The 21,968-nt window shown below is 35.9% G+C and carries 20 protein-coding genes; 12 read left to right on the forward strand and 8 right to left on the reverse strand.

All coding sequences use genetic code 11. From position 1 onward, the window contains the following. Position 1: 1 nt before the first annotated feature. On the reverse strand, positions 2-1,201 hold the full coding sequence (locus PSR12_RS23325; RefSeq protein WP_274771011.1) for an acyl-CoA dehydrogenase family protein: 1,200 nt from the start codon (positions 1,199-1,201) through the stop codon (positions 2-4). 282 nt (positions 1,202-1,483) lie between these two features. Here PSR12_RS23325 and PSR12_RS23330 point away from each other — a divergent pair, with 282 nt between their 5' ends. After that, positions 1,484-2,230 carry a hypothetical protein gene (locus PSR12_RS23330; RefSeq protein WP_221682414.1) on the forward strand — a complete coding sequence of 249 codons (747 nt, stop codon included), beginning with the start codon at positions 1,484-1,486 and terminating at the stop codon, positions 2,228-2,230. 87 nt (positions 2,231-2,317) lie between these two features. Here the strand turns inward: PSR12_RS23330 and PSR12_RS23335 are convergent, their stop codons facing one another. Beyond that, positions 2,318-2,698, reverse strand: a complete 381-nt coding sequence (locus PSR12_RS23335) for a VOC family protein (protein WP_048395473.1) — start codon at positions 2,696-2,698, stop codon at positions 2,318-2,320. Between the two features lie 225 nt (positions 2,699-2,923). On the opposite strand from PSR12_RS23335, the gene PSR12_RS23340 reads away from it, so the two are divergent. Beyond that, positions 2,924-4,873, forward strand: a complete 1,950-nt coding sequence (locus PSR12_RS23340; protein ID WP_221682415.1) for a methyl-accepting chemotaxis protein — start codon at positions 2,924-2,926, stop codon at positions 4,871-4,873. Between the two features lie 279 nt (positions 4,874-5,152). Continuing rightward, positions 5,153-7,102, forward strand: coding sequence for a methyl-accepting chemotaxis protein (locus PSR12_RS23345; protein WP_221682416.1), 1,950 nt, complete (start codon positions 5,153-5,155; stop codon positions 7,100-7,102). A 61-nt stretch (positions 7,103-7,163) separates the two neighbouring features. On the opposite strand, the gene PSR12_RS23350 is transcribed toward PSR12_RS23345, so the two are convergent. Then, positions 7,164-7,583 (reverse strand): VOC family protein, encoded by a 420-nt coding sequence (locus PSR12_RS23350; protein ID WP_221682417.1) that lies wholly within the window; start codon positions 7,581-7,583, stop codon positions 7,164-7,166. Positions 7,584-7,818: 235 nt separating this feature from the next. On the opposite strand from PSR12_RS23350, the gene guaC reads away from it, so the two are divergent. Together guaC and PSR12_RS23360 are read left to right on the forward strand one after the other, a co-directional pair. After that, positions 7,819-8,802, forward strand: a complete 984-nt coding sequence (guaC, locus tag PSR12_RS23355; RefSeq protein ID WP_004233490.1) for a GMP reductase — start codon at positions 7,819-7,821, stop codon at positions 8,800-8,802. A gap of 194 nt (positions 8,803-8,996) precedes the next feature. Continuing rightward, positions 8,997-10,727, forward strand: a complete 1,731-nt coding sequence (locus PSR12_RS23360; protein ID WP_221682418.1) for a methyl-accepting chemotaxis protein — start codon at positions 8,997-8,999, stop codon at positions 10,725-10,727. Between the two features lie 53 nt (positions 10,728-10,780). On the opposite strand, the gene PSR12_RS23365 is transcribed toward PSR12_RS23360, so the two are convergent. Further along, a complete protein-coding gene (locus tag PSR12_RS23365; protein WP_004233486.1) occupies positions 10,781-11,005 on the reverse strand; it encodes a hypothetical protein in 225 nt (74 codons plus the stop codon). Positions 11,006-11,212: 207 nt separating this feature from the next. On the opposite strand from PSR12_RS23365, the gene psiE reads away from it, so the two are divergent. Next, positions 11,213-11,665 (forward strand): phosphate-starvation-inducible protein PsiE, encoded by a 453-nt coding sequence (gene psiE / locus PSR12_RS23370; protein WP_004233484.1) that lies wholly within the window; start codon positions 11,213-11,215, stop codon positions 11,663-11,665. A 17-nt stretch (positions 11,666-11,682) separates the two neighbouring features. Here the strand turns inward: psiE and PSR12_RS23375 are convergent, their stop codons facing one another. Together PSR12_RS23375 and PSR12_RS23380 are read right to left on the reverse strand one after the other, a co-directional pair. Then, positions 11,683-12,387, reverse strand: a complete 705-nt coding sequence (locus PSR12_RS23375) for a GNAT family N-acetyltransferase (RefSeq protein ID WP_274771014.1) — start codon at positions 12,385-12,387, stop codon at positions 11,683-11,685. Further along, a complete protein-coding gene (locus PSR12_RS23380; protein WP_274771016.1) occupies positions 12,327-12,938 on the reverse strand; it encodes a GNAT family N-acetyltransferase in 612 nt (203 codons plus the stop codon). The genes PSR12_RS23375 and PSR12_RS23380 overlap by 61 nt, the downstream gene beginning before the upstream one ends. 130 nt (positions 12,939-13,068) lie before the next feature. Here PSR12_RS23380 and PSR12_RS23385 point away from each other — a divergent pair, with 130 nt between their 5' ends. Together PSR12_RS23385 and PSR12_RS23390 are read left to right on the forward strand one after the other, a co-directional pair. After that, entirely contained in the window at positions 13,069-14,076 is a 1,008-nt protein-coding gene (locus PSR12_RS23385) for a hypothetical protein (RefSeq protein ID WP_274771017.1), read from the forward strand. Positions 14,077-14,227: 151 nt separating this feature from the next. Next, a complete protein-coding gene (locus PSR12_RS23390; RefSeq protein WP_221682421.1) occupies positions 14,228-15,376 on the forward strand; it encodes a SpoIIE family protein phosphatase in 1,149 nt (382 codons plus the stop codon). A gap of 39 nt (positions 15,377-15,415) precedes the next feature. Here the strand turns inward: PSR12_RS23390 and PSR12_RS23395 are convergent, their stop codons facing one another. Together PSR12_RS23395 and PSR12_RS23400 are read right to left on the reverse strand one after the other, a co-directional pair. Next, on the reverse strand, positions 15,416-16,270 hold the full coding sequence (locus PSR12_RS23395) for a CheR family methyltransferase (RefSeq protein WP_221682422.1): 855 nt from the start codon (positions 16,268-16,270) through the stop codon (positions 15,416-15,418). A gap of 5 nt (positions 16,271-16,275) precedes the next feature. Continuing rightward, on the reverse strand, positions 16,276-19,017 hold the full coding sequence (locus PSR12_RS23400; protein ID WP_257520842.1) for an ATP-binding protein: 2,742 nt from the start codon (positions 19,015-19,017) through the stop codon (positions 16,276-16,278). A gap of 184 nt (positions 19,018-19,201) precedes the next feature. Here PSR12_RS23400 and PSR12_RS23405 point away from each other — a divergent pair, with 184 nt between their 5' ends. From PSR12_RS23405 to PSR12_RS23420, 4 genes are all read left to right on the forward strand, one after another. Then, positions 19,202-20,392 (forward strand): M14 family metallopeptidase, encoded by a 1,191-nt coding sequence (locus tag PSR12_RS23405; protein ID WP_274771021.1) that lies wholly within the window; start codon positions 19,202-19,204, stop codon positions 20,390-20,392. Between the two features lie 181 nt (positions 20,393-20,573). Then, complete coding sequence (locus PSR12_RS23410; RefSeq protein ID WP_004233468.1) at positions 20,574-20,903, forward strand: PadR family transcriptional regulator; 330 nt, start codon at positions 20,574-20,576, stop codon at positions 20,901-20,903. Then, positions 20,900-21,307, forward strand: coding sequence for a permease prefix domain 1-containing protein (locus tag PSR12_RS23415; protein WP_004233467.1), 408 nt, complete (start codon positions 20,900-20,902; stop codon positions 21,305-21,307). The genes PSR12_RS23410 and PSR12_RS23415 overlap by 4 nt, the downstream gene beginning before the upstream one ends. Positions 21,308-21,348: 41 nt before the next feature. Next, the gene (locus PSR12_RS23420; protein ID WP_274771024.1) at positions 21,349-21,966 is read left to right on the forward strand and encodes a hypothetical protein; all 618 of its coding nucleotides are present in this window, start codon (positions 21,349-21,351) and stop codon (positions 21,964-21,966) included. Positions 21,967-21,968 lie beyond the last annotated feature (2 nt).

The following is a 21,968-nucleotide window of genomic DNA, read 5'->3' on the forward strand; positions in this document are numbered from 1 at the left end:
GTCATTTCTCCTTATTTTTCACGTGATTTAATGATTGATTTTCCCATAATTTCTGCTGTTCAATAGCGGCAGTCGCTAATTTAATAATCGTCATATCATCCATCGGTGGATTATGAAGCCCTGCACGAACATTGCGGTAATAACGTTGTAATGGATTGGATAGTTGCAAGCTTTTCGCCCCCACTACACGCATCGCTTTATCGACTATATCTATTGCCATGTTTGTTACTGTATGTTTAGCAACGGCCATTTCATTTGTTATTAGTCCACGTCTAGCAGGATCATCGTAAGCCTCAGCCACTCCGTATAAGACAAAACGTGCTTGATGGAGCTTTAATTCAATATCCCCTAAAAGCTGTTGTACGTTTGGCAATGTACTAATTGGCGCATTCAGGCTATTCGGTTGATGGTGATTAGCAAAATGAATAGCATAATCACGAGCTGCTTGTGCAATGCCTAAGTAAGTTGCTGGGATATGGAGTATCCAGCCATTTATCTTGCCACCACTCGGATGACTTGGTAACTCTACTAAATGCTCTGTTGCAATAAGCACATCTTTTAACACAAGGTCGTGGCTGCTTGTGCCTCGCATTGCAGACATCTCCCAATTCTCCTCAATGGATAGACCTGCTGAATCCTTATGAATGAGGAAGAAACCAACTTGCTGCTTTTCTTCAATCCAGGCGGAGGTAAGGAAATAATCGAGGACCGGAGATGCAGTCGTAAAAATCTTGCGCCCATTTATTAGCCAGCCACCTTTAGTAGAAATGGCATTTGTCCCTGGCCGCCCTCCTCGTGTTGGGCTACCTGTTGCCGCTTCACTAACAGCTCTATTAATCATGGCCCCTCTCTTTATTTCTTCAGCAAAAGTTATTAATAGATCATCAGTCCATAGTTTAGTTTCATAAATTTCACCGACAACGCCTAATGTCCACCCAAGGGAAAGAGAGGCATTTTCGTCATAGCTTGCTAGCGTCTCTTGTATGAGGACCATATCATAGACAGATAACCCTTCTCCGCCATATTGTTTCGGTAAAGTAAGTTGAGGATAGCCAATTTGTAAAAGTAATCGATGTGCTTCGAATGGAAAACGAGATTGCTCATCTACCTCAACAGCCTCTGCCTTGATTGGCTCAGCTAAAGCAGCTAGCTGATCTAGCCAATATCGTTGTCGCTCTGTTTTTACAAATAAATTCTTCAAATGAATCTCCTTCTTCCCAATATATATAAATCGTATAAATTTACTAAGGATTGATAGTGAAAAAAAATCTCTTGCTACATGAATGTAGTGAGATACTATTTGGTACTGAATTTTCTGATTCGTTGACACTTATAATACTTTTCGCATTAGAAAATGTCAATGGGTGAAATTCTAGTTTTTTTGTAAGTTTAATATGTATTACAAAGTTTCAATTTTTACCTTTGATTTATGCACCAAGCTTTTCTTACAACATATGCTAAGACTAATGAAAGAGGTGCATATATGACCAATAATTTAAATTCACCACTAAACGGTGGTATCATAACCCATTCGGCTCCACAAGTTATTCAAACTAAGTTTGGAGATATTAACGGGGATGGTTTTTTTGAAACCATTTTTTTAATGGGCACTAAACAGCCTGATAGTCCTTTATGGAGAAATCTAACACTGTCTATTTTTTATGGTCAAACACGACAAATGGAGCAAATTCCATTGAAACAGAATATGGGCTATAATCCGACTATTTTTTTGGGCGATTTTACTGGTAATCATATTGAGGATATTCTTGTTGTGTCTGATACAGGAGGTAGCGGTGGAATTGTTAATGGTGAGATTTTTTCCTCCATCAACAATCAAGTTCGTTCCATCTTTGATGCAGAGTCTTTTAATAATAAACTTAAATATAATGTCAATTATGTAGATCATTATAAGGCTGTTGTTCAGAGTTTTAATCCTGCTATTAAATACACAATTGATTTACAGTATAAAGGAGCCGATTACTTAGCTGAAATTTATAATTCAGATGGCACCTTGAAGCAACCGATTGAAGGCTGGGTAGATCCTTTTGGAGGACTATATCCTGTTGATTACGACCGAGATGGAACGTATGAAATTTTAGGATATCAAGAAATTGCAGGTAGATATCATGCTGATGGGTTAGGCTATGTAGAAAATATTTTAAAATGGAACGGTCATGAATTTATAATAGATCGACAAACGGTTGGTATTTTTGGTGAGGATTTATCATAGACGACAAATCTAGCTATTAAATATAGCTAAAACAGGAATCTGCTCATTTTTACTTAACTCTAACAAAAAACAAGCAGATTCCGTTTTTTACTTTTTCTTTTCAACCAAGGCAAAGTAATTATTTTCAGGGTCAGCAAAGTTAAAAACCCTACCCATTGGCATCATGACTAGATCTCCTACTTTAACGCCCTTTGCCTGAAAATCTTGGTACATCTCTTCAATTTTATCAGCGTAAAACATAATAGAAGGTGTTCCTAAATTTAGATCAGGTTGCATTTTAGCAATAATTTCTTTGTTGTGAAGCACAAAGGATGTTTGAGCTTCCTTAGTTGGTGCAATTTCAATCCAGCGCATGCCTGCCTCTTCCTGTTCAGAAATGACAACAAACCCCACTTTTTCTGTCCAAAACTTTACAATTGCATCTTGATCATTGACATATAACATTACTTGTCCAATTTGATGAATCATGACTTCATTCCCTCCTCTTTTGAGCATTAGTATACATCAAAAAGTGGCTTTATATAGCTTCTAACGCCATCAATTTAGGGAAATTTCGAACAATTGATAATGATATATATTACTAGGAAATAATTAATTCAAAGTACTTAACTTTTCTTTTATTTCTGATAGAATGAGTATTATTTACCTTTAAGGGAAAAGTATAGAATAAAACATTATGTGAGGATAATACAATTGAAACAACTAAGTTTAAGAAAAAAGCTTATTTTTTCGTTTTTAGCCATGCTTCTCATCCCAACACTATTGATTGGAATAGTATCTTACCAAAGTGCTGAACAACAAATTTCAGAGGAACAACGCGCAAGTGCGACTGAAAGTGTACGCATTCTAAATTCCAATATTACAAACATGATTGAACCAAAATTGAAAGATGTACAATATTTTTCACAAAAATTTAGTGAAACCTACTTTCTAGATGATAGCATTTTAGAACTGAAGTCATTATTAAGTGAATATGTCAACATGCACCCTGAAGTAGATTTGATATATATTGGGACTGCTGAAGGCAAACTATATGATCAGCCTGTTCAAGAGTATCCTGATGGCTTCGACCCTCGGACAAGGCCTTGGTATAAGCAGGCTTTAGCTAATAATGGGAAGACCTCAATTACTGCACCATATGTTACACAATCTACAGGTGACATTGTCATTACAATTACTCAGGCATTACCAGATGGTTCTGGCGTATTAGGATTAGATCTAAATATTTCTACATTAAGTGACATTACGAATAATATACGTATTGGAGAAACGGGCTTCGCTTCTCTTTTAGATAACAATAAAATTTACATTGCTCAGCCAGATAAAGAAAGTGGTACAGAGGCAACGGAAAGCTACATTACAAAAATTTATGAGCAGGAAAGCGGTACTATCATTGAAAAAGACCGTCACTTACAATTTGTTACGAATGAGTTAACAGGTTGGAAGGTAATTGGCACAATGTTTACTGCGGAAGCTGCAAAAGCTGCGGCATCCACATTGAACATTAATTTAATTATCATTATTATTTCCATTCTCGTTGGCGTTATTTTCATGCTCTTCATGATAAAGTCTATTGTTAACCCAATTAATCAATTGAAGCAAAGCGCATTAAAAATTAGTGACGGTAATTTAACGGAGTTTATTGAAATCCATTCTAAAGATGAAATTGGTCAGCTTGGCGAAGCCTTTATCTCTATGAAGGTAAGCTTAAAAAAATTAATTCGTAATGTTGATCAAAGCTCACAACATGTCCAAACAGCCGCTCAAAATTTATCTGCTAATGCAGAACAAAACATCGCTGCCTCAGAGCAAGTTGCTGATGCTATACAACAAATGGCAATTAGTACAGAAAAACAAACAACAGGTATTGATCAGAATGCCATTTCAGTTGAAGAGATTGCTAAAGGCGTTGTTGAAGTGGCAGACAGTTCCATGCAGGTTTCTGACCTCTCTAGCCATGCTATCCAATTGGCAGAAGAAGGTGGACAATCTGTCAAACAAACTGTACATCAAATGAATTCCATCCATAATTCTGTAACACAATCAGATACAATGATTAAAGCACTCTATGACCGCACGAAAGAGATCGGCTCCATTTTAGAAATGATTAGTGCTATTTCAGATCAAACAAATTTACTAGCACTAAATGCTGCTATAGAAGCAGCTAGAGCAGGAGAACATGGCAAAGGCTTCGCAGTAGTGGCGGATGAAGTACGCAAATTAGCAGAACAATCACATCAGTCAGCAGAGCAAATTTCTGCGCTCATTACTACTATTCAGCAGGATACGGCAAAATCTGTAGAGACAATGGTCAAAGCGTCGACAGATGTTCAAGAAGGCTTACAATTGACAGAAGAAACAAGTAGAAAATTCGAGAGCATTATTGAAAGTCTTCGGAACATCGCGCCGAAAATGGAGGATATTTCAGCATCTGCTCAAGAAATGTCTGCCGTTGTAGAAGAAGTGTCAGCGACCGCTATTGAACTTTCCGATCACGCAAAATTAAATGCTGCTGCTACGGAAGAAGTTGCCGCTTCCACGGAACAAACTTTATCTTCTATGCAAGATATGGCTTCGTCTGCCAAAACCCTACTTGATATGGCGGATGAATTGCAGGGTTATGTCAATCGTTTTAAATATTAATTATTTAACTGCTAGATCTGAGTTCAAGAAAGTATTGAACTCAGATTTTTTCTATTCCAAAAAGATAGGAAATTACAAAATAAGATATTTTTCTACAAATAATAGCGTTACATAACTTTATTTTCCAGATTTTTCAGAAAATTGTGTTGATTATTATTCATTTTCCTCTTAGAATCAGATTAAACATTTGAACGACTTAGGAGACTACTAGTGTAATAAAACCAATCACGTAGTTAATTGTATTACACTTCAATAATGTCGTTTAAGGAGGAATACTATATGAAACGAATTAGTTTAAGAAAGAAACTCATCTTTGCATTTTTAGTCATACTTCTCATTCCCGCACTTTTAATCGGGTATACCTCCTTTAAAAGTACCAAAAATCAAATACTAGAAGAGCAGCAAGCAAGCGCCAAGGAAAGTGTGCGTATGCTTAATAGTAATATTACCAATACAATTGCTCCTAGAGTTCATGATATCGAATATTTTGCCAAGAAAATAAATCAGTCTTATTTACAAGATGATAAAAAAGCTGAATTAAAAGGTCTTTTTCAGGAATATGTAAATACACACCCTGAAGTAGAACTAGTATATATAGGGACTGCTGATGGGCGAATCATTGATGAACCTGTCCATGACTATGCAAGTGATTATGATCCTCGGAAACGTCCTTGGTATATAGAAGCCATTGATAATAAAGGGCATGTATCCATCACTTCTCCATACATCTCAAAATCAACAAATAACATCGTTGTGACAGTTATGCAAGCTCTTCCTGATGATTCTGGCGTAATTGCCTTAGATTTAAATATCTCTCTTCTAAGTGCACTGACAGATCAAACACGTATTGGAGAAACGGGCTTTGCCTCTCTGTTAGATAATAATAAGTTATATATTGCTCAAAAGGATAAGGAAAGTGGCACAGAGGCAACAGAAGAATATGTTTCAAAAGTTTACGAAAAACAGGAAGGTACAATTACTGAAGGTGACCGTCATTTACGCTTTGAAACAAATGAAATCACAGGTTGGAAGATAATCGGTACAATGTTCATTGCAGAGGCTACTAACGCGGCTACCTCAACCTTTACTATTACATTACTCATTATTGGTATTTCTATTATTGTTGGTATTATCTTTATGCTCTCAATGATTAAATCTATTGTTAATCCGATTAAACAACTACAGCAAAGTGCTCTGAAAATTAGTGAAGGTGATTTGACAGAGTATATTGATATTCATACGAAAGATGAAATAGGACAGCTTGCTGAGGCATTTGTCTCAATGAAAGTTAGCTTAAAAAGACTGATCCGCAATGTTGATCAAAGCTCACAACACGTTCAAACCTCGGCACAAGGTCTTTCAGCAAATGCTGAGCAAAATATCGCCGCATCTGAGCAAGTGACAGAGGCTATGCAACAGGTAGCGATTAGTACGGAAAAACAAACAACAGGAATCGATCAAAATGCTGTTTCTATTGAGGAAATTGCAAAGGGTGTTGTAGAGGTAGCAGATAGTGCCCTACAAGTTTCAGACCTATCCAGCCAGGCCATCCAATTAGCGGAAGAAGGTAGTCAATCTGTTGAGCACACTGTTAATCAAATGGTATCCATTCATGATTCTGTGGCTCAATCCGATACGATGATTAAATCCCTATTTGATCGTACAAAAGAAATTGGCTCCATTATAGAAATTATTAGCGCTATTTCAGACCAAACAAACCTTCTTGCTCTTAATGCCGCTATTGAAGCAGCACGAGCAGGTGAACACGGTAAAGGCTTTGCAGTTGTAGCAGATGAAGTACGTAAATTAGCGGAGCAATCTCATCAATCAGCAGAGCAAATTTCTACCCTGATTACAGGCATACAACAAGATACAGCTAAATCTGTACAAACGATGACGAAAGCTTCTGCAGACGTTCAAGAAGGTTTACAGCTATCCGAGGATACGAAAAAGAAATTTACAAGTATCGTTGGAAGTCTTCGAGAAATTGCTCCTAAAATGGAGGATATATCAGCTTCAGCACAAGAAATGTCTGCCGTTGTAGAGGAGGTATCCGCAACAGCTATTGAACTGTCAGATCATGCAAAACTAAACGCAGCTGCATCTGAAGAGGTTGCCGCTTCAACGGAACAAACATTATCTTCCATGCAGGAAATCGCCTCTTCTGCTAAAACATTGCTTGATATGGCTGATGAATTACAAGGCTATGTAGATCGTTTTAATTACTAAATAAGAAAGCACGATGATACTTGGTTTAGCCCTATCATCGTGCTTTTATCTTGTTATTTAATTATTCATTTACCTCATGGCTAAATTGCCATTCAACGCCAAATTTGTCTGTAAGTGAGCCGTAACATTTGCTCCAAAATGTTTCTTGAAGCCCCATTCTCACGTTACCACCTTCTTTAAGCTTATCAAATGCTTGACGCATTTGCTCTTCGTCATCAGAGACAACAGCTAATGTGACATTATTCCCTGTGGAAAATGGCATGCCTGGAAATGTATCTGAGAACATAATTCTGCTACCGAATACAATAAGTCGTGTATGCATGACAAGATCTTTTGCTTCTTCTGGTAATGGATAGTCTGGATTTTGTGGGGTCTCTCCAAACGTCATAATTTCAGCCTTGTCCGTATTAAAAACGTCTTCGTAAAACGCAACTGCCTCTCGACAATTTCCATTAAAATTCAAATAAACCTCTACTGCCATTTTCAACACTCCTTTGTCATTTATTGAAACAATTCTATTGTACATGGATTACAAAACTTAACACAAATTATAACTAGAATATTTCATCTTCAAAGTAAGTTTGCTCCTTTCTTTTTAAATTTTTTATTTATTTTCACAAAAGCTTTGACATTTACTCAAAAATCATGTAAATTACCAAATGGCGAACAATTTAAATTAAATCTTAAAAAATATTCGTATTTTAGGAGTGTATATAATGGATAACGTATTTGACTATGAGGATATTCAACTAATTCCCGCAAAATGTATTGTAGAAAGTCGTTCAGAATGTGATACTTCTGTTACTTTAGGTGGTCACACTTTTAAACTTCCAGTAGTACCTGCAAATATGCAAACAATTATCGATGAAAATCTTGCTAAGAAACTTGCTGAAAACGGTTACTTTTATATCATGCACCGTTTCCAACCAGAAACTCGTCGAAACTTTATTCTAGAAATGCAAGGAAATGGCTTAATTGCTTCTATTAGCGTTGGTGTAAAAGAAGAGGAATATACATTTATCGAAGAATTAGCAGCTGCTAATTTGGTACCTGATTTTATTACAATTGATATTGCACATGGTCATTCAAACGCTGTTATTCGTATGATTCAACATATTAAAAAGCATTTACCAAAAAGCTTTGTCATTGCAGGTAATGTAGGGACACCTGAAGCGGTGCGTGAGCTTGAAAATGCTGGTGCAGATGCAACAAAAGTTGGGATTGGACCAGGTAAAGTATGTATTACTAAAATCAAAACAGGTTTTGGTACTGGCGGCTGGCAACTAGCTGCACTACGTTGGTGCGCAAAGGCTGCTACAAAACCAATTATTGCTGATGGTGGCATTCGTACACATGGAGATATCGCTAAATCTGTACGTTTTGGTGCTTCAATGGTAATGATCGGTTCATTATTCGCTGGCCATGAAGAGTCACCTGGTGAAACAATCGAAATCGAAGGTAGAACAGTGAAGGAATACTTCGGTTCTGCTTCTGAATTCCAAAAAGGCGAACGTAAAAACGTCGAAGGTAAGAAAATGTACGTTGAACATAAAGGTAGCATCAAAGATACATTAATCGAGATGCAACAAGATTTACAGTCATCTATTTCATATGCTGGTGGCACAAAGCTAGAGGCTATTCGCAATGTTGATTATGTAATCGTGAAGAACTCTATTTTTAATGGAGACAAAGTGTACTAATTGATGTAAATCGCTATATTAAGCTTCAACATCCCCCCAATTAAGAGCCGTTTTTTCTCTTGGTTGGGGGGATTTTTTTGGGACATATTTCACTTAAAATACGGTACTTATTTTCAGAATTTTCTATTTTATTAAAAAATTATATATTATAATAGAACTATATTGAAGGAATGAAGGAACGGGGGTTGTATCTTATGAAATCAGTACGTAATAAACTTGTTAGTCTTGCTATTATAGTTATTCTACTATCAACAGGACTAGTTGGAACAGTCAATTATATGGTGGTGAAAGGAGAACTCGATCAGGTAGGTCGAGATAGTCTTAAAAATGGCACACTTGGCATACTTGAACTAATTGCCCAGTTAGATACTCAAGTTCAAAATGGGAAATTAACGTTAGAAGAAGCTCAGGAAAGTGCTAGAACACAGATCGTTGGTAATAAAATTGAAGATAACAAAAGATCCATTGATAATCCGGTTAAATATGGAGATAATTTTTATTTCTACGCTTTCCAAGATAGTGGTATGGTTGAAACTCATCCATCTCTAGAAGGACAAAATATTTCAGATTTACAAACAGAGGATGGGCGCTATTTTGTACGAGAAATGATTGAAGCAGCAAATGCTGGAGGAGGATATGTACGTTATGATTGGGCCCTTCCCTCAAATCCTGATATCGTTGCGCCTAAGATTACTTATGTAGAAAAGGACAAGCATTGGGGCTGGATTATAGCAGCTGGTACATACGAAATGGACTTTAATGCAGGTACGAATAATGTTTTATACTACACACTAGGCATGACCATCCTTGCAACGATTATTGGTGTATCACTCTTCTGGTTCTTCTCTGGACGAATGACAACCTATATACGAAAAATTATGGTCATTACATCTGATATTGCTAAAGGCAAGCTAACTGGTGATGACATACCTGTTACTACAGAAGATGAACTAGGTATACTAGCTAGTAATGTGAATAATATGAAACATAGCTTACACGAAATGGTCAACAATACAAAGGATAGTGCGTCCAAAATGCGCGTTTCTTCAGAAATGCTGAGTGCAATTACTGAGGAGACGACTGCTTCTGCTGATGAAATTCATCAAGCCATCAATGATATATCTAAGGGAGCTGTAGTACAAGCTGAGGAAGCAGAAATGGCCATTAGTAAAGTAGAAACACTATCCTCACTTATCTCAAATGCTACAGATAAATATAGTGAGATTACAGAAAATATGAATATCATTAATCAATCTCAAGAAAACGGTAGACAAAAAGTAGATGTATTACTTCAAAATTCAAGTGAGTTTACGCAAGTGATTGAGGAATTAAGAACAACTTTCTCAAGTTTGACGAGCCAAATGAAAGAAATTCATCAAGTCGTACAAACAATTACATCCATTTCTGAACAAACAAATCTATTAGCACTAAATGCAAGTATTGAAGCAGCCCGTGCAGGTGAACATGGCAAAGGATTTGCTGTCGTAGCTGAGGAAGTCCGTCATTTATCTGAGGATACGAATGAAGCCACTAATCGGGTTAGAAACCTATTACAGCGTATTGAGGTCGATACCGCTAATTCAGATTCAAAAATGATACACACGCTCCAACTGTCACAAAATCAGGCAATGTCGATTACGGAAGTAAAGGGAGCCTTTACTTTCCTAGCAGACTCCATTCATGACATTACAAAGCACCTTGTTTCTTTAGACAAAGGAATGAATGACATGGCGGAAAATCGAATAGTCGTGATGAACGCCATCAATGAAATAGCAAGTGTCGCTACACAATCTGCCGCAGCTACCGAACAAATTAACGCTTCTATTGACGAACAAAAGTCAGCAGTGACATCTATCATGCACTCCTCTATGGAGCTTCATACAGAGGCAGAGCGTATGTACGACTTGGTAGAACGCTTTACATGATAAAATACTATAAAAAAAGAATGCTACGCATATCCGTAGCATTCCTCTTTACATTATAGTTTGTTAATTACTGCGTGGATTGTTTCCTTAAGCTCTGCATCGTGATCAGCAAGATCTACAAGGTTTCCTAGACGTTCACGTAATACAGGACGCTCAATTACTAGCTTTTCATCAAGTACTTGTACCAGTAGCTCGATAATAAGTCGATCACGAACATTTAACGCTTCTTCTAAACGTTCTGGTGTAATTTTCGCATCAGTTTTTGCAGCTTTTGCCATTTTAAAAACCCCTTTTATATTTTATATTCATGCACATCTATTTTAGCATACCACTAAATTATTTTGAAAACTTTCTTTCATAAAAATATACCAAATCTTTACAAAAACCAAAGAAAAGATTTACGACAAATTGTTATATTTATATCATAATACACAGCTACTCGACCATATGATGATGTATTTACAAAACGCGATTGGAGGAATTGGATGAATCAAAAAAATACGACTTATTTACAGCTCATTAAAGCTGTGCCAAAATCTCTACAGCTATTTCTCAATGTTTGCCTTGTACTATTAGCACTGATTCTCTGTTTTTTGTTATTTAAGGAGCTAATTGAATTTCTTAAAATATTACTCTTTGCTAAGGAAGATGGTGATTATAAGCTATTCCTTGCCAATATACTTATTTTCTTTTTATATTTCGAATTCATCACAATGATAATTAAATATTTTAAGGAGGATTACCATTTTCCACTTCGATATTTTATCTATATAGGTATCACAGCAATGATTCGATTAATTATTGTGGAGCATGATCATCCTCTAAATACGTTAATTTATTCATTAATTATCCTCATACTAATCATAAGCTACTTTATTATTAATATAACGCCACTTGAAAGGCCAACACGTTCTTCCATTCTCATCAAAAAAGATTAAAAGCCCTCACGCCCATTCTAAAATGCCGATATACATGTGGGCTTTTCAAACACATAGAAGAATTGCTGTAAAGCCTGTAAATACTGATTATCGCTAATCTGTATTCGACTAAGCATAAATAGCTCTTGGACCGTTACTACGCCCATTACTAGTGATGAAAGCTCAGCTACATCTATCGTTATTTCAACATCATAGCTATCACTTTCTATCATTTTAATTGTACCGTTAACAGCCTCAACAATAAGTTGCTGATTGTTTTTTGCCAGTAACGAATCCATAACATTCAATTTAAATGTCAAAGTAACACCGTTAAAATTGCGTGTTATTAGCTCATCAAAAAAGCCCTTCACATTAATGATACGGTACATTAGACCAACTCCTGACACGGCACTTGCGTGGTAGACACTTGGAATTAAATGATTTGTACCATTTCTTACATCCTCTAAAAAGAAATGGACATTTTCTTCTTGTGTATTCCATTCGATTCGGGTTACTTGGTCCGCTTGACTGTTTAAAAATGTACTAAGCTCTAGCAAAGCCTCAGGAGTTTCATAGATCCACTCTTTAATCACCAAATTATTGAGCATAAAATTACTATCGCTTTGCTTATTAAAAGAAAAGGCAATATAGCCCTGAACTGTACCTTCCTGTTCCATTGCAATCACATAGTTATCTGGATTATTAAAAATAAAAGATAGTTCCGATTGTGTTTTAAGAAACATCCCATGTTTTTTGCTACTACCCTGTTGTAGCAATCTACTAGCTGTTGTTGATCTTCAACTGTCAAATATTTAAGGTGCTTTTTGGTTGGTCCTTTCGGGAAGCTTGAAGGCTCTACCAAGTATTGATAGATTTTCGGTCCATAGCCAAAACCCATTTTTTTATAAAAATCTGGTCTAAACGGATACAAGGCCACAAAATGAATATTTTTTTCTAAAAAGATGTTAAAGAAATGTTGGATTAATTCTTTTGCAGCCTTCTCTTTTTTATGTAATAAATCAACTGCAACAAGTCCTACCCCACCAATTGGTAGCATTTTAGAGAACAGATTCATTTGAAAGCCATGTAGTCGCATACCACCAATGAGTTTGTCATTTTCCCAAAGTCCATAATAATGAAGAGATTCATCATTGCTTTGATTTTGCATAAAGAGATTTTTCAGCTGTTCTTTTGTTGTTTGTGTTCCATTCAATCTTCCTGGATACGCCCCCACAACGATATTTACAAAGGCTACAAAATCTTGCTCTTTTAATAATTTCTCTACAACCCTCATTATTTCCCCTCCATTTTCAAATTGTTGCATGTTGTTCACGAATTTTTCATATTAATTTTTATACCCCATAATAACATATATTACCACGACCAATTAATGAGTACTGAAAATGATTAAAGGAGGAAAATGTATGACTTTAATTGATTCATATATTCACGAAGTGACTAAAAGGCTACATAAAAATAAACGTGAGAAAATCAAGGTTGAACTAAAGGCTACTATTGAGGATATGCTGCCAGAGCAATATTCTGAATCCGAAGTGAAGGGAGTACTCAGGAAGCTTGGAAGCCCAGTAGAAGTTGCAGCAAGCTATCGGGATACTCCCCACTTTTTAATTGGTCCAAAGAATTTTGAACAATATACAAGAACCATCAAGCTAATTATTCCTTGGGCAATTCTTATTACAATCATTGTTCAAATAATAGAGAAAATTGTTCTCTATTCTGGAGAAGAAGCACTTCTCACAACCATTATTACAGCATTTGTCGGGATTATTGCTGCAATTATTGCTGTGTTATTTCACGTTTTGTTTTGGGTTACGGTTATTTTTATTATTAAGGACCGTTCTGGGGCTGAAAAGCTTTCGATCCCTTTTCTGAGAGATACCAAGCCATGGTCACCTGATGATTTAGTACAAATTAAAAGAATTCCCAAAGATAAAATTATTCCTATAAGTGATACGATTTTGAGCCTTTTAGGGATACTTATTTTTTCTTTTGTTTACTGGAATGCCTATCGTCTTTTAGGTATTTATACAACAAATGACAACGGCAGCTTAAAATTTGTAATGCCTATCTTTAATCAAAATATTTTACAATCGTTTGTTCCCATGGTCTTACTATGTATTATCCTAAGTCTCACTTTAACCTTATTAAAATGGCGTGCAGGACAGTGGACAATGCCTATCGCCTTCACTAATGCACTACTTCAAAGTGTTGGAACGATTGTGTTTATTTTAATAGCGATACACCAAGATTTTATTCACAGCGCCTCTATCCCTTATATTGCGGCTATTACAGACACAACCTCAGCTAAAGTTGCATTCACTATTGATAAAATCCTACTTGTCAGTATGATTATTGCTGTTTTAGCAAATGCATTTGATATCTACCAAGGATTTAAAAAAGCGAAAATATAACGCCCTTCTACTTCATATACCTAGTAAACCTTACATTAAAATCGCCAAAATACCTTTATTCTCTGATGTTTTGTATAATGATAAAGTTGAAAGTATTTTGTATATGTGAAAAATAATCTGCACAATTCAATCAGAGTAAGGGGAAAGTACTATGACCATTCTTCTAGTAGATGACAATCAAGTCAATTTATTTGTCATTGAGAAAATACTAAAAAATGCAGGTTATGATAACTGTGTTTCTCTTTCATCTGCTTATGAGCTATTTGATTATTTACAATTAGATGCACCCAATCCGACAGGAAATTCAGTAGATTTAATTTTGTTAGATATTATGATGCCGGAAGTAGATGGTATTGAGGCCTGCAAACGCATTAAGCAAAATGAGAGATTGAAAGATATTCAAATCATTTTCGTTACAGCACTCGAGGATAAAAACAAACTGGCAGAAGCCCTAGACATTGGTGGTGTAGATTATATTACTAAACCAATTAATAAAACAGAGCTGCTGGCCAGAATGCGTGTTGCCTTACGTTTAAAGGCAGAATTAGACTGGCACACACAGCATGAAAAGAAAATACAATATGAGCTAGATTTAGCAACCCATGTACAAAGAAGTCTTCTTAGCCCACCGTTAAATGAGAATGACATCCGTATTGAAGTTTCATATTTGCCATCCTCTAATTTGGCAGGAGATATGTATTATTGGTACAAAATAGACGATCATCGTTATGCCATAATATTATTGGATATGATGGGTCATGGTATATCTGCAGCGTTGGTTTGTATGTTCATCTCCTCTGTTCTAAGAGAGGCGGTTAAACAATTGGTGGAACCTGAACTTGTCATCCAAGAACTGAATCGGTATATGACGCTATTACAAGATGGGAAAGAGAATAATCTTTATTATTTTACAGCGATTTATTTAATCATTGATACAGAGCAAAAAACAGTCGAGTACATAAATGCTGGCCATCCTCCTGGATATGCACTAATCGATGAAAAAACATGTATTCCATTAGATCAGGGTAGCTGTGCAGTCGGTTTCTTCGATGAAATAAAAGTGAAAAAGCAATATATTCAATATGAGCATGACATTCAAATCGTGTTATTTACAGACGGTGTATTAGAGGCAATGGGGCCCTGTGAATTAGAATCAGAAAAGCATTTGCAAACGCTAACATCCTCTAAGTGGGATTATTCGCAATGCCTAATCGATAACCTCTTGCCTAAGGATAAACAAGAGAATCAGCCTGATGACATGTGTGTTTTAATGATTCAAGCTAGCTCTAAAACTATATAAAAAAGCAGAGGCTATCCGTTAAAGATAGCCTCTTACTCACTAAAACATTTTTTGATAAATTCTTTCGCTTCCAGAAATATCCTTATACTTGGAAATAACCTCTTCAAATCGCAATGTTTCTTTATCCCCTAAGCATAAAAAACCTTTGTCACTTAGACTTTCATAAAATAATTGGTGTACCTGGCTCTGCAGCTTAGGTGAAAAATAAATAAGAACATTTCTGCACAGAACGACATGAAATTCATTAAATGAATGATCTGTTACTAAATTATGTTGAGCAAAAATAATATTTTTCAATAATGTTGGATGAAAGTAAGCATATTGATAATCTGTTTGATAGTATTCTGAAAAAGCATGGGCACCTCCAGCAAGCATATAGTTTTTTGTATATGCCTGCATTTTATGAATTGGAAAGGCTCCCTTCTTAGCTTTTTCTAATACTTGCTCGTTCATATCTGTTGCATAAATAACAGATCTCTCTATTAGCCCCTCTTCCTGAAGCAAGATAGCCATCGAATATACTTCTTCACCTGTTGCACACCCTGCATGCCAAATACGGATTTCTGGATATTCTCGTAAAACAGGGATGACCGTTTCACGAAAGGCTTTAAAAAAGCTAGGGTTACGGAACATCTCCGTTACATTTATCGAAAAATCATTTAATATCTGCTCTAAAAATTCTTTATCATGAATGACCTTTTCTTGTACACGTGAAATCGTTGGGATGTTATTTATCCCCATCCTATTGTAGATTCTGCGTGAAATGGATGAACGATTATATTGCCGAAAATCAAAACCCGATAAACGATAAATAGCCTCTAGTAACAAATCAATTTCTAAATTTGTATGCTTATTTAATTGTATATTTTGCTCCAAAGGCTGAAATTGTTCCATGTTCATTAACTCCCCTTAGAAACTAACCATACTCTTAAAACTGATATTAATTGATCCAAATTTAATGGCTTACTAATATAATCAGATGCACCTGCCTGTAATGATTTATCACGGTCATTTTTCATCGCCTTAGCAGTCAATGCAATGATTGGCAAATCAATACGTTTCATTTGCTGACGAATAATAGTCATCGCTTCATAGCCATCCATATTAGGCATCATTATATCCATCAGTACAAGATCGATATCTGGATTAGCTCGCAAGATCTCTAAACATTCTAGCCCATCTTTAGCAACTAGAATGTGCATGCCTCTTTTTTCTAAAGCCGTTTTTAGCGCATAAATATTACGGTTATCATCATCAACTATTAAAATATTTTTCCCTTGAAACACCTCTACCTCTTGTTGAAGGGCTACCTCCATTGCTTGTGGTTGTTCTATTATTTGCTCCTCTTCCACCATCGTAACAGCCACTTCGTTCATGGCAAGCTTTTGGCAATGCTCCTCTTCAATTCCATTTGGCAGGCTCGGAAGCGTTAACGTAAAGCTACTCCCTTGTCCTTCAGCACTTTGCAATGTAATCCAGCCACCAAGTAACTTAGCAAACTCCTTACAAATAGAAAGACCCAGACCCGTTCCACCATATTTTCGGACCGTAGCTCCATCTGCTTGCTGGAATGATTCAAAAATCAGCTGATGTTTGTCTTTTGGAATACCTATTCCTGTATCTGAAACAGTAATTTCTAACCAATCCTTGCTTATCTCCTGCATATTATTGGTTAGTTGTTGCGGTGTAAGCTGTTTAATGTCTAATGTGACAGATCCCTGCTCAGTAAATTTAAAGGCATTCGATAATAAATTCTTTAAGATTTGCTGGAATCTCTTTTCATCTGTATAGAATACATCCACTACATGATCAGCCTTAGATATATGGAATGCTACGTTTTTCTTCCTCGCAACTGGTGCAAAGGTGTGTTCTATTTGCACAGGTACTTCGCTCATATTCACCTCATTAAAAATAATATCAAGCTTCCCTGCCTCAACTTTAGATAAATCTAATATGTCATTGATTAGAGCAAGCAAGTCCTCCCCTGAAGAATGAATAACTTTAGCAAACTCTGCTTCCTCGTCTGTTAGGTTGTGTTGGCTATTTTCTGCTAGCATTTCCGATAATATTAATATGCTGTTTAAAGGTGTTCTTAATTCATGTGACATATTGGCTAAAAATTCGGATTTGTAATTAGAGTTAAGGATAAGCTGCTCTGCACTTTCTTCTAATTCCTTCTTCGCCTTCTCCAGTTCTCTTGATTTAGATTCTGCCTCTTTCGTGCGTTCTTCAAGCTGTTCATTAATCATTGTCAGCTCTTCCGTCTGCATTTGCAATTCCTCAGATTGAGTCTGAAGCTCTTCTGATTGAACCTGCAATTCCTCGGTCATTGCTCTAGATTCATTCAATAGACGTACAATTTCCATACGCCCTAAAACACTATTAACTGTTAGTCCAAAGGTTTCAGTAACCTGTCTCACTAATTCTTGCTGTAACTTACTGAATTTAGCCATTGTTGCTATTTCAACAACCGCTATAACTTCATTTTCAAAAATGACAGGAATCAATAAAATATTTTGTGGTCTAATTTCACCTAATCCAGTTTTGATTAAACGATAGTCTCTCGGAATATTATCATAGAATAGTACTCTCTTTTCTAATGCACATTGACCGATTAACCCTTGTCCTATTTTGAAACTCTCCATACCAACACAATCATCCGTGTCAGCAAAAGCAGCCTTTTTCACAAACTGTACTTGGTTCTCTGTTACTTCCCGAACATAAAATGCTCCAAGAGATGCTTGGGTTTTCTGTGCTACTTCTGATAGGAAGGTCTCCGCTAATTTTGTAATTGCTGAAATACCTTGATAATTTGTCACGATTTCAGCTACATTGCTTTGTAGCCATTCTCTCTTTTCGACTGACTCTAAAAGTGTATTCGTTGCATTAGCAAGTTCATTCACTTCATCATTTGTATTCACATGGATTCTTCTAGTGAAATCACCTTTTGTAGCTGCTATTTCTTGAATGGTTTGTGTTACTTCCGTTATCGTTTTTACAATTGAACGGGAGATGCCACTAGCGATGACAATAGCTATTGTAGAAACTAAAATTAAGATCCCAAATAAAGCACTAGTTAATTTACTATTTTGCTTGTCTAACTGACTTGCCTTCTTCTGAGTATAAGCATTTTCAGTGGCACGGAATGAATCGAATAATTTGCGCATTTTTTCCATATCCTGACGACCATTATCCACTTTAAAAAAATCATTTAATGCTTCTACATTATTATCCTTTTTATATTGAATAGTTGGTTCGCCTGACGTTGCAATCCAATGTTCAATTGTTTCCTCTATCTCTTTAAGTTTGTCCTGTTGAGCTGGTTTATCTTTCATTTGTTGATAGAGTTCATTAAAATCTATTTTCCAATTTTCAGCTGCATTATCATAGGGTTCCAGATAACTTTGCCTACCCGTAATGATGAAAGCACGTTGACTTGATTCCATATCCAATATATATTTTTCAATTTCATTCGTTAAAGTTAGAACATTGGAATCGTACTTAATAATAAAATTTCTTTCCTTCTGCAAAGATGTAATTTGATTATTTAATATGACAACCGTGGCAAGTAAGCAAAGAATGATTACGATATAACCTAATGTAATCTTTGAGCGTATACCCATTTTTAATCTATTTAACATTTGGTTTTCCTACCCTTACCTTTCTTTTACTTTATTATGATTACTAGTATACATCTAAAAATAACTCATTTTATCCTCTTTTAGATTCTTAATAAAGAAATTTTGCTGATTTTGTATTAATAAGTCTATGCATTTTTCATATACATTTTATATTGAACCATTTCTAATTAAGGAGAGAAAACATGTGGATATTATCGTAAGGCCAGGAGATTCACTTTGGCATTTCAGTGAGGTATTTAAAATTCCTCTTCAACTCATTTTAGATTCCAATGAAGACATAAATCCTCAATTTTTAAGAGTTGGACAACGGGTTCGTATTCCTGGTTTTGTGACCAACAACTATCAAATTAAACAAGGAGATTCTTTTTGGCAGATTGCCCAAAGCCGAAATCTTCCCCTAGTCGCCCTATTGCTTGTTAATCCTGATCTCAATCCAAATCGCTTACAAATCGGTCAAATGATTCGCATACCCCAACGTATCACATGGCGTTTAGTTAATGGTAAGCAAAATTACACGTATACCCATATGATGAACGATCTCAGAAAGCTCCTTGACGCATATCCTTTTCTTCAAAGCTCAAACATTGGCAGCTCCGTTTTAGGGAAAGAGCTACCTGAGCTGTCAATTGGCCATGGTGCAAAACGTGTACACTATAATGGCTCCTTCCATGCAAACGAATGGATTACTACACCTATTATTCTAACATTTTTAAATGACTATTTGCTCGCCCTCACCAATCATAGTAGTATTCGTGGAATTTCTCCATCTTCTCTTTATCAGCAAACATTCCTTTCTATCGTTCCTATGGTAAATCCTGATGGCGTAGATTTAGTAATACAAGGCCCTCCAAATGATGAAGCATTAAGAAATCAACTAATTGCATGGAATAATGATAACGCTGATTTTTCTGGCTGGAAAGCAAATATTCATGGAATTGATTTGAATGACCAATTCCCTGCCAAATGGGAGCTTGAAAGTGCCCGTAATCCAACAACACCAGGGCCAAGAGATTATGGTGGTGAAAGACCACTATCTGAACCTGAAGCCATTGCAATGGCTGATTTAACCAAGCAGCGTGATTTTTCAAGAGTATTAGCATTTCATACACAGGGACGTGTTATATATTGGGGCTTTGAAAATCTAGAACCCCCCGAATCAGAGGTGCTTGTAAATGAATTTAGTAGAGTAAGTGGCTATGAGCCCGTTCAATCTGCTGGAAGCTATGCTGGTTATAAGGATTGGTTTATTCAAGATTGGCATAGACCAGGCTTCACTGTTGAATTAGGAAGTGGTACAAATCCTTTACCAATCAGTCAGTTCGATGACATTTACGAGGAGTCTTTAGGGATTTTTCTTGCTGCATTGTATATGTAAAAAGAGTAGACGAACTCCATCCGCTAAGAAATTGTCCTTAAGGGCTTTTTAGCGAATGGAGTTTTTTTATAGGAAGGTCTCATCATCATTGTAAAAAAAAGGGAATAAATTACTTTGACAGACAGAGTAATGTTTGCTACTATTACTCTGACAGATAGAGCAATAAAAAAGTAGGTGACTTATGGTTCGCAGTGATATTATCCGAGGACATTTGGATTCGATTATTTTACGGTTAATTTCAGAAAAAGACCGTTATGGCTACGAAATTTCTCAGGAAATAAGTCTCCGTACAAACAATCGGTTTCAAATCAAGGAAGCAACTTTGTATGCAGTTTTTCAACGTCTCGAAAAAAAGGAAATTATTGAAGCCTATTATGGAGATGTCTCGCATGGAGGCAAACGAAAGTATTACCGTATTACATCATTAGGTAAGGCCTATTTAAATGAGCTAGTGAAAGAATGGTCGGAAGTAAAGGAAATAATCGATTTATTTATGGAGGGCTTAGAATGAAAAGAATAAAAAACCATATTGATGAGCTTTTTAAAGACATTCCTCGAAATAACGAAACGGAAATGGTTAAACAAGAAATCATTGAAAATCTTGAAGAAAAAGTATTTTACTTGATAGACCAGGGTAAAGAACAAGAGGATGCCATTAATAAAGCCATTGTAGAATTTGGAGATATCGAAGACTTAAAGCAAGAGTTAGGTGTTAAAGAGCCAGCAAAGAAAAACATGGCCAAATTAAACTTAGAGTTCTCAATTTGGGGTAGTGGCTTAATTATTGCATTTTTTATTTTTATTAATCTTTATTACACACCACATATTATTTGGGCAATCTATCCGATTTTCGCCATTCTTTGGTGGCCTTTATCGATGTACTTCGTGTGGTCTCGTAAGAAATGGGGTGAATAAACATGAGAAACTTTATAAACTTTTCTATAGTGGGGAGCTTGATGACAATGATTTTTTTAGGGTTTGTTAATTATACGACATCTCCTCAAACAATGTGGTTTGTATATCCATGCTTATTGCTACTACTTTGGCCCATTACGTTATTCTTTATGGCTAAAAAATTGTATAAACAATACTCAATTGTTTGTAGTGCCTTAATTATTACATTTTTAATAGTTGAAAATTATATTTACGCACCAGATCATTTATGGTTTGTCTATGCGATTTATCCAATTATCTGGTGGCCAATCCTCATGTACTTAGATGACAAGGCAAAAACGTTAAAAACAGCTCTAATTGGATGTGCTTCTACCATCATCTATTACACTATATTGAATATGATTGTATCTCCTCACTACCCTTGGGCAATTTATCCTGCTTTTTTAGTGATATGGTGGCCTCTAGCTTTATATCATGCGCAACGAAAAACCTTTGTAGCATTCTCCGTTACAGCTACGATACTAATAAGTATCTTTTTCATTACAGTAAATGTTGTTTCTTCACCAAGCGTTATATGGGCGATTTACCCTATTTTTGTTACCCTTTGGTGGCCTCTGAGTATGTATTTTTATGTGTATAAAAGAAAAATGTATCATGCTAGCTTTATGAAACGCATGTAAAG

The organism is Lysinibacillus sp. G01H, assembly GCF_028872195.1.
Taxonomy (GTDB): Bacteria; Bacillota; Bacilli; order Bacillales_A; family Planococcaceae; genus Lysinibacillus; species Lysinibacillus capsici.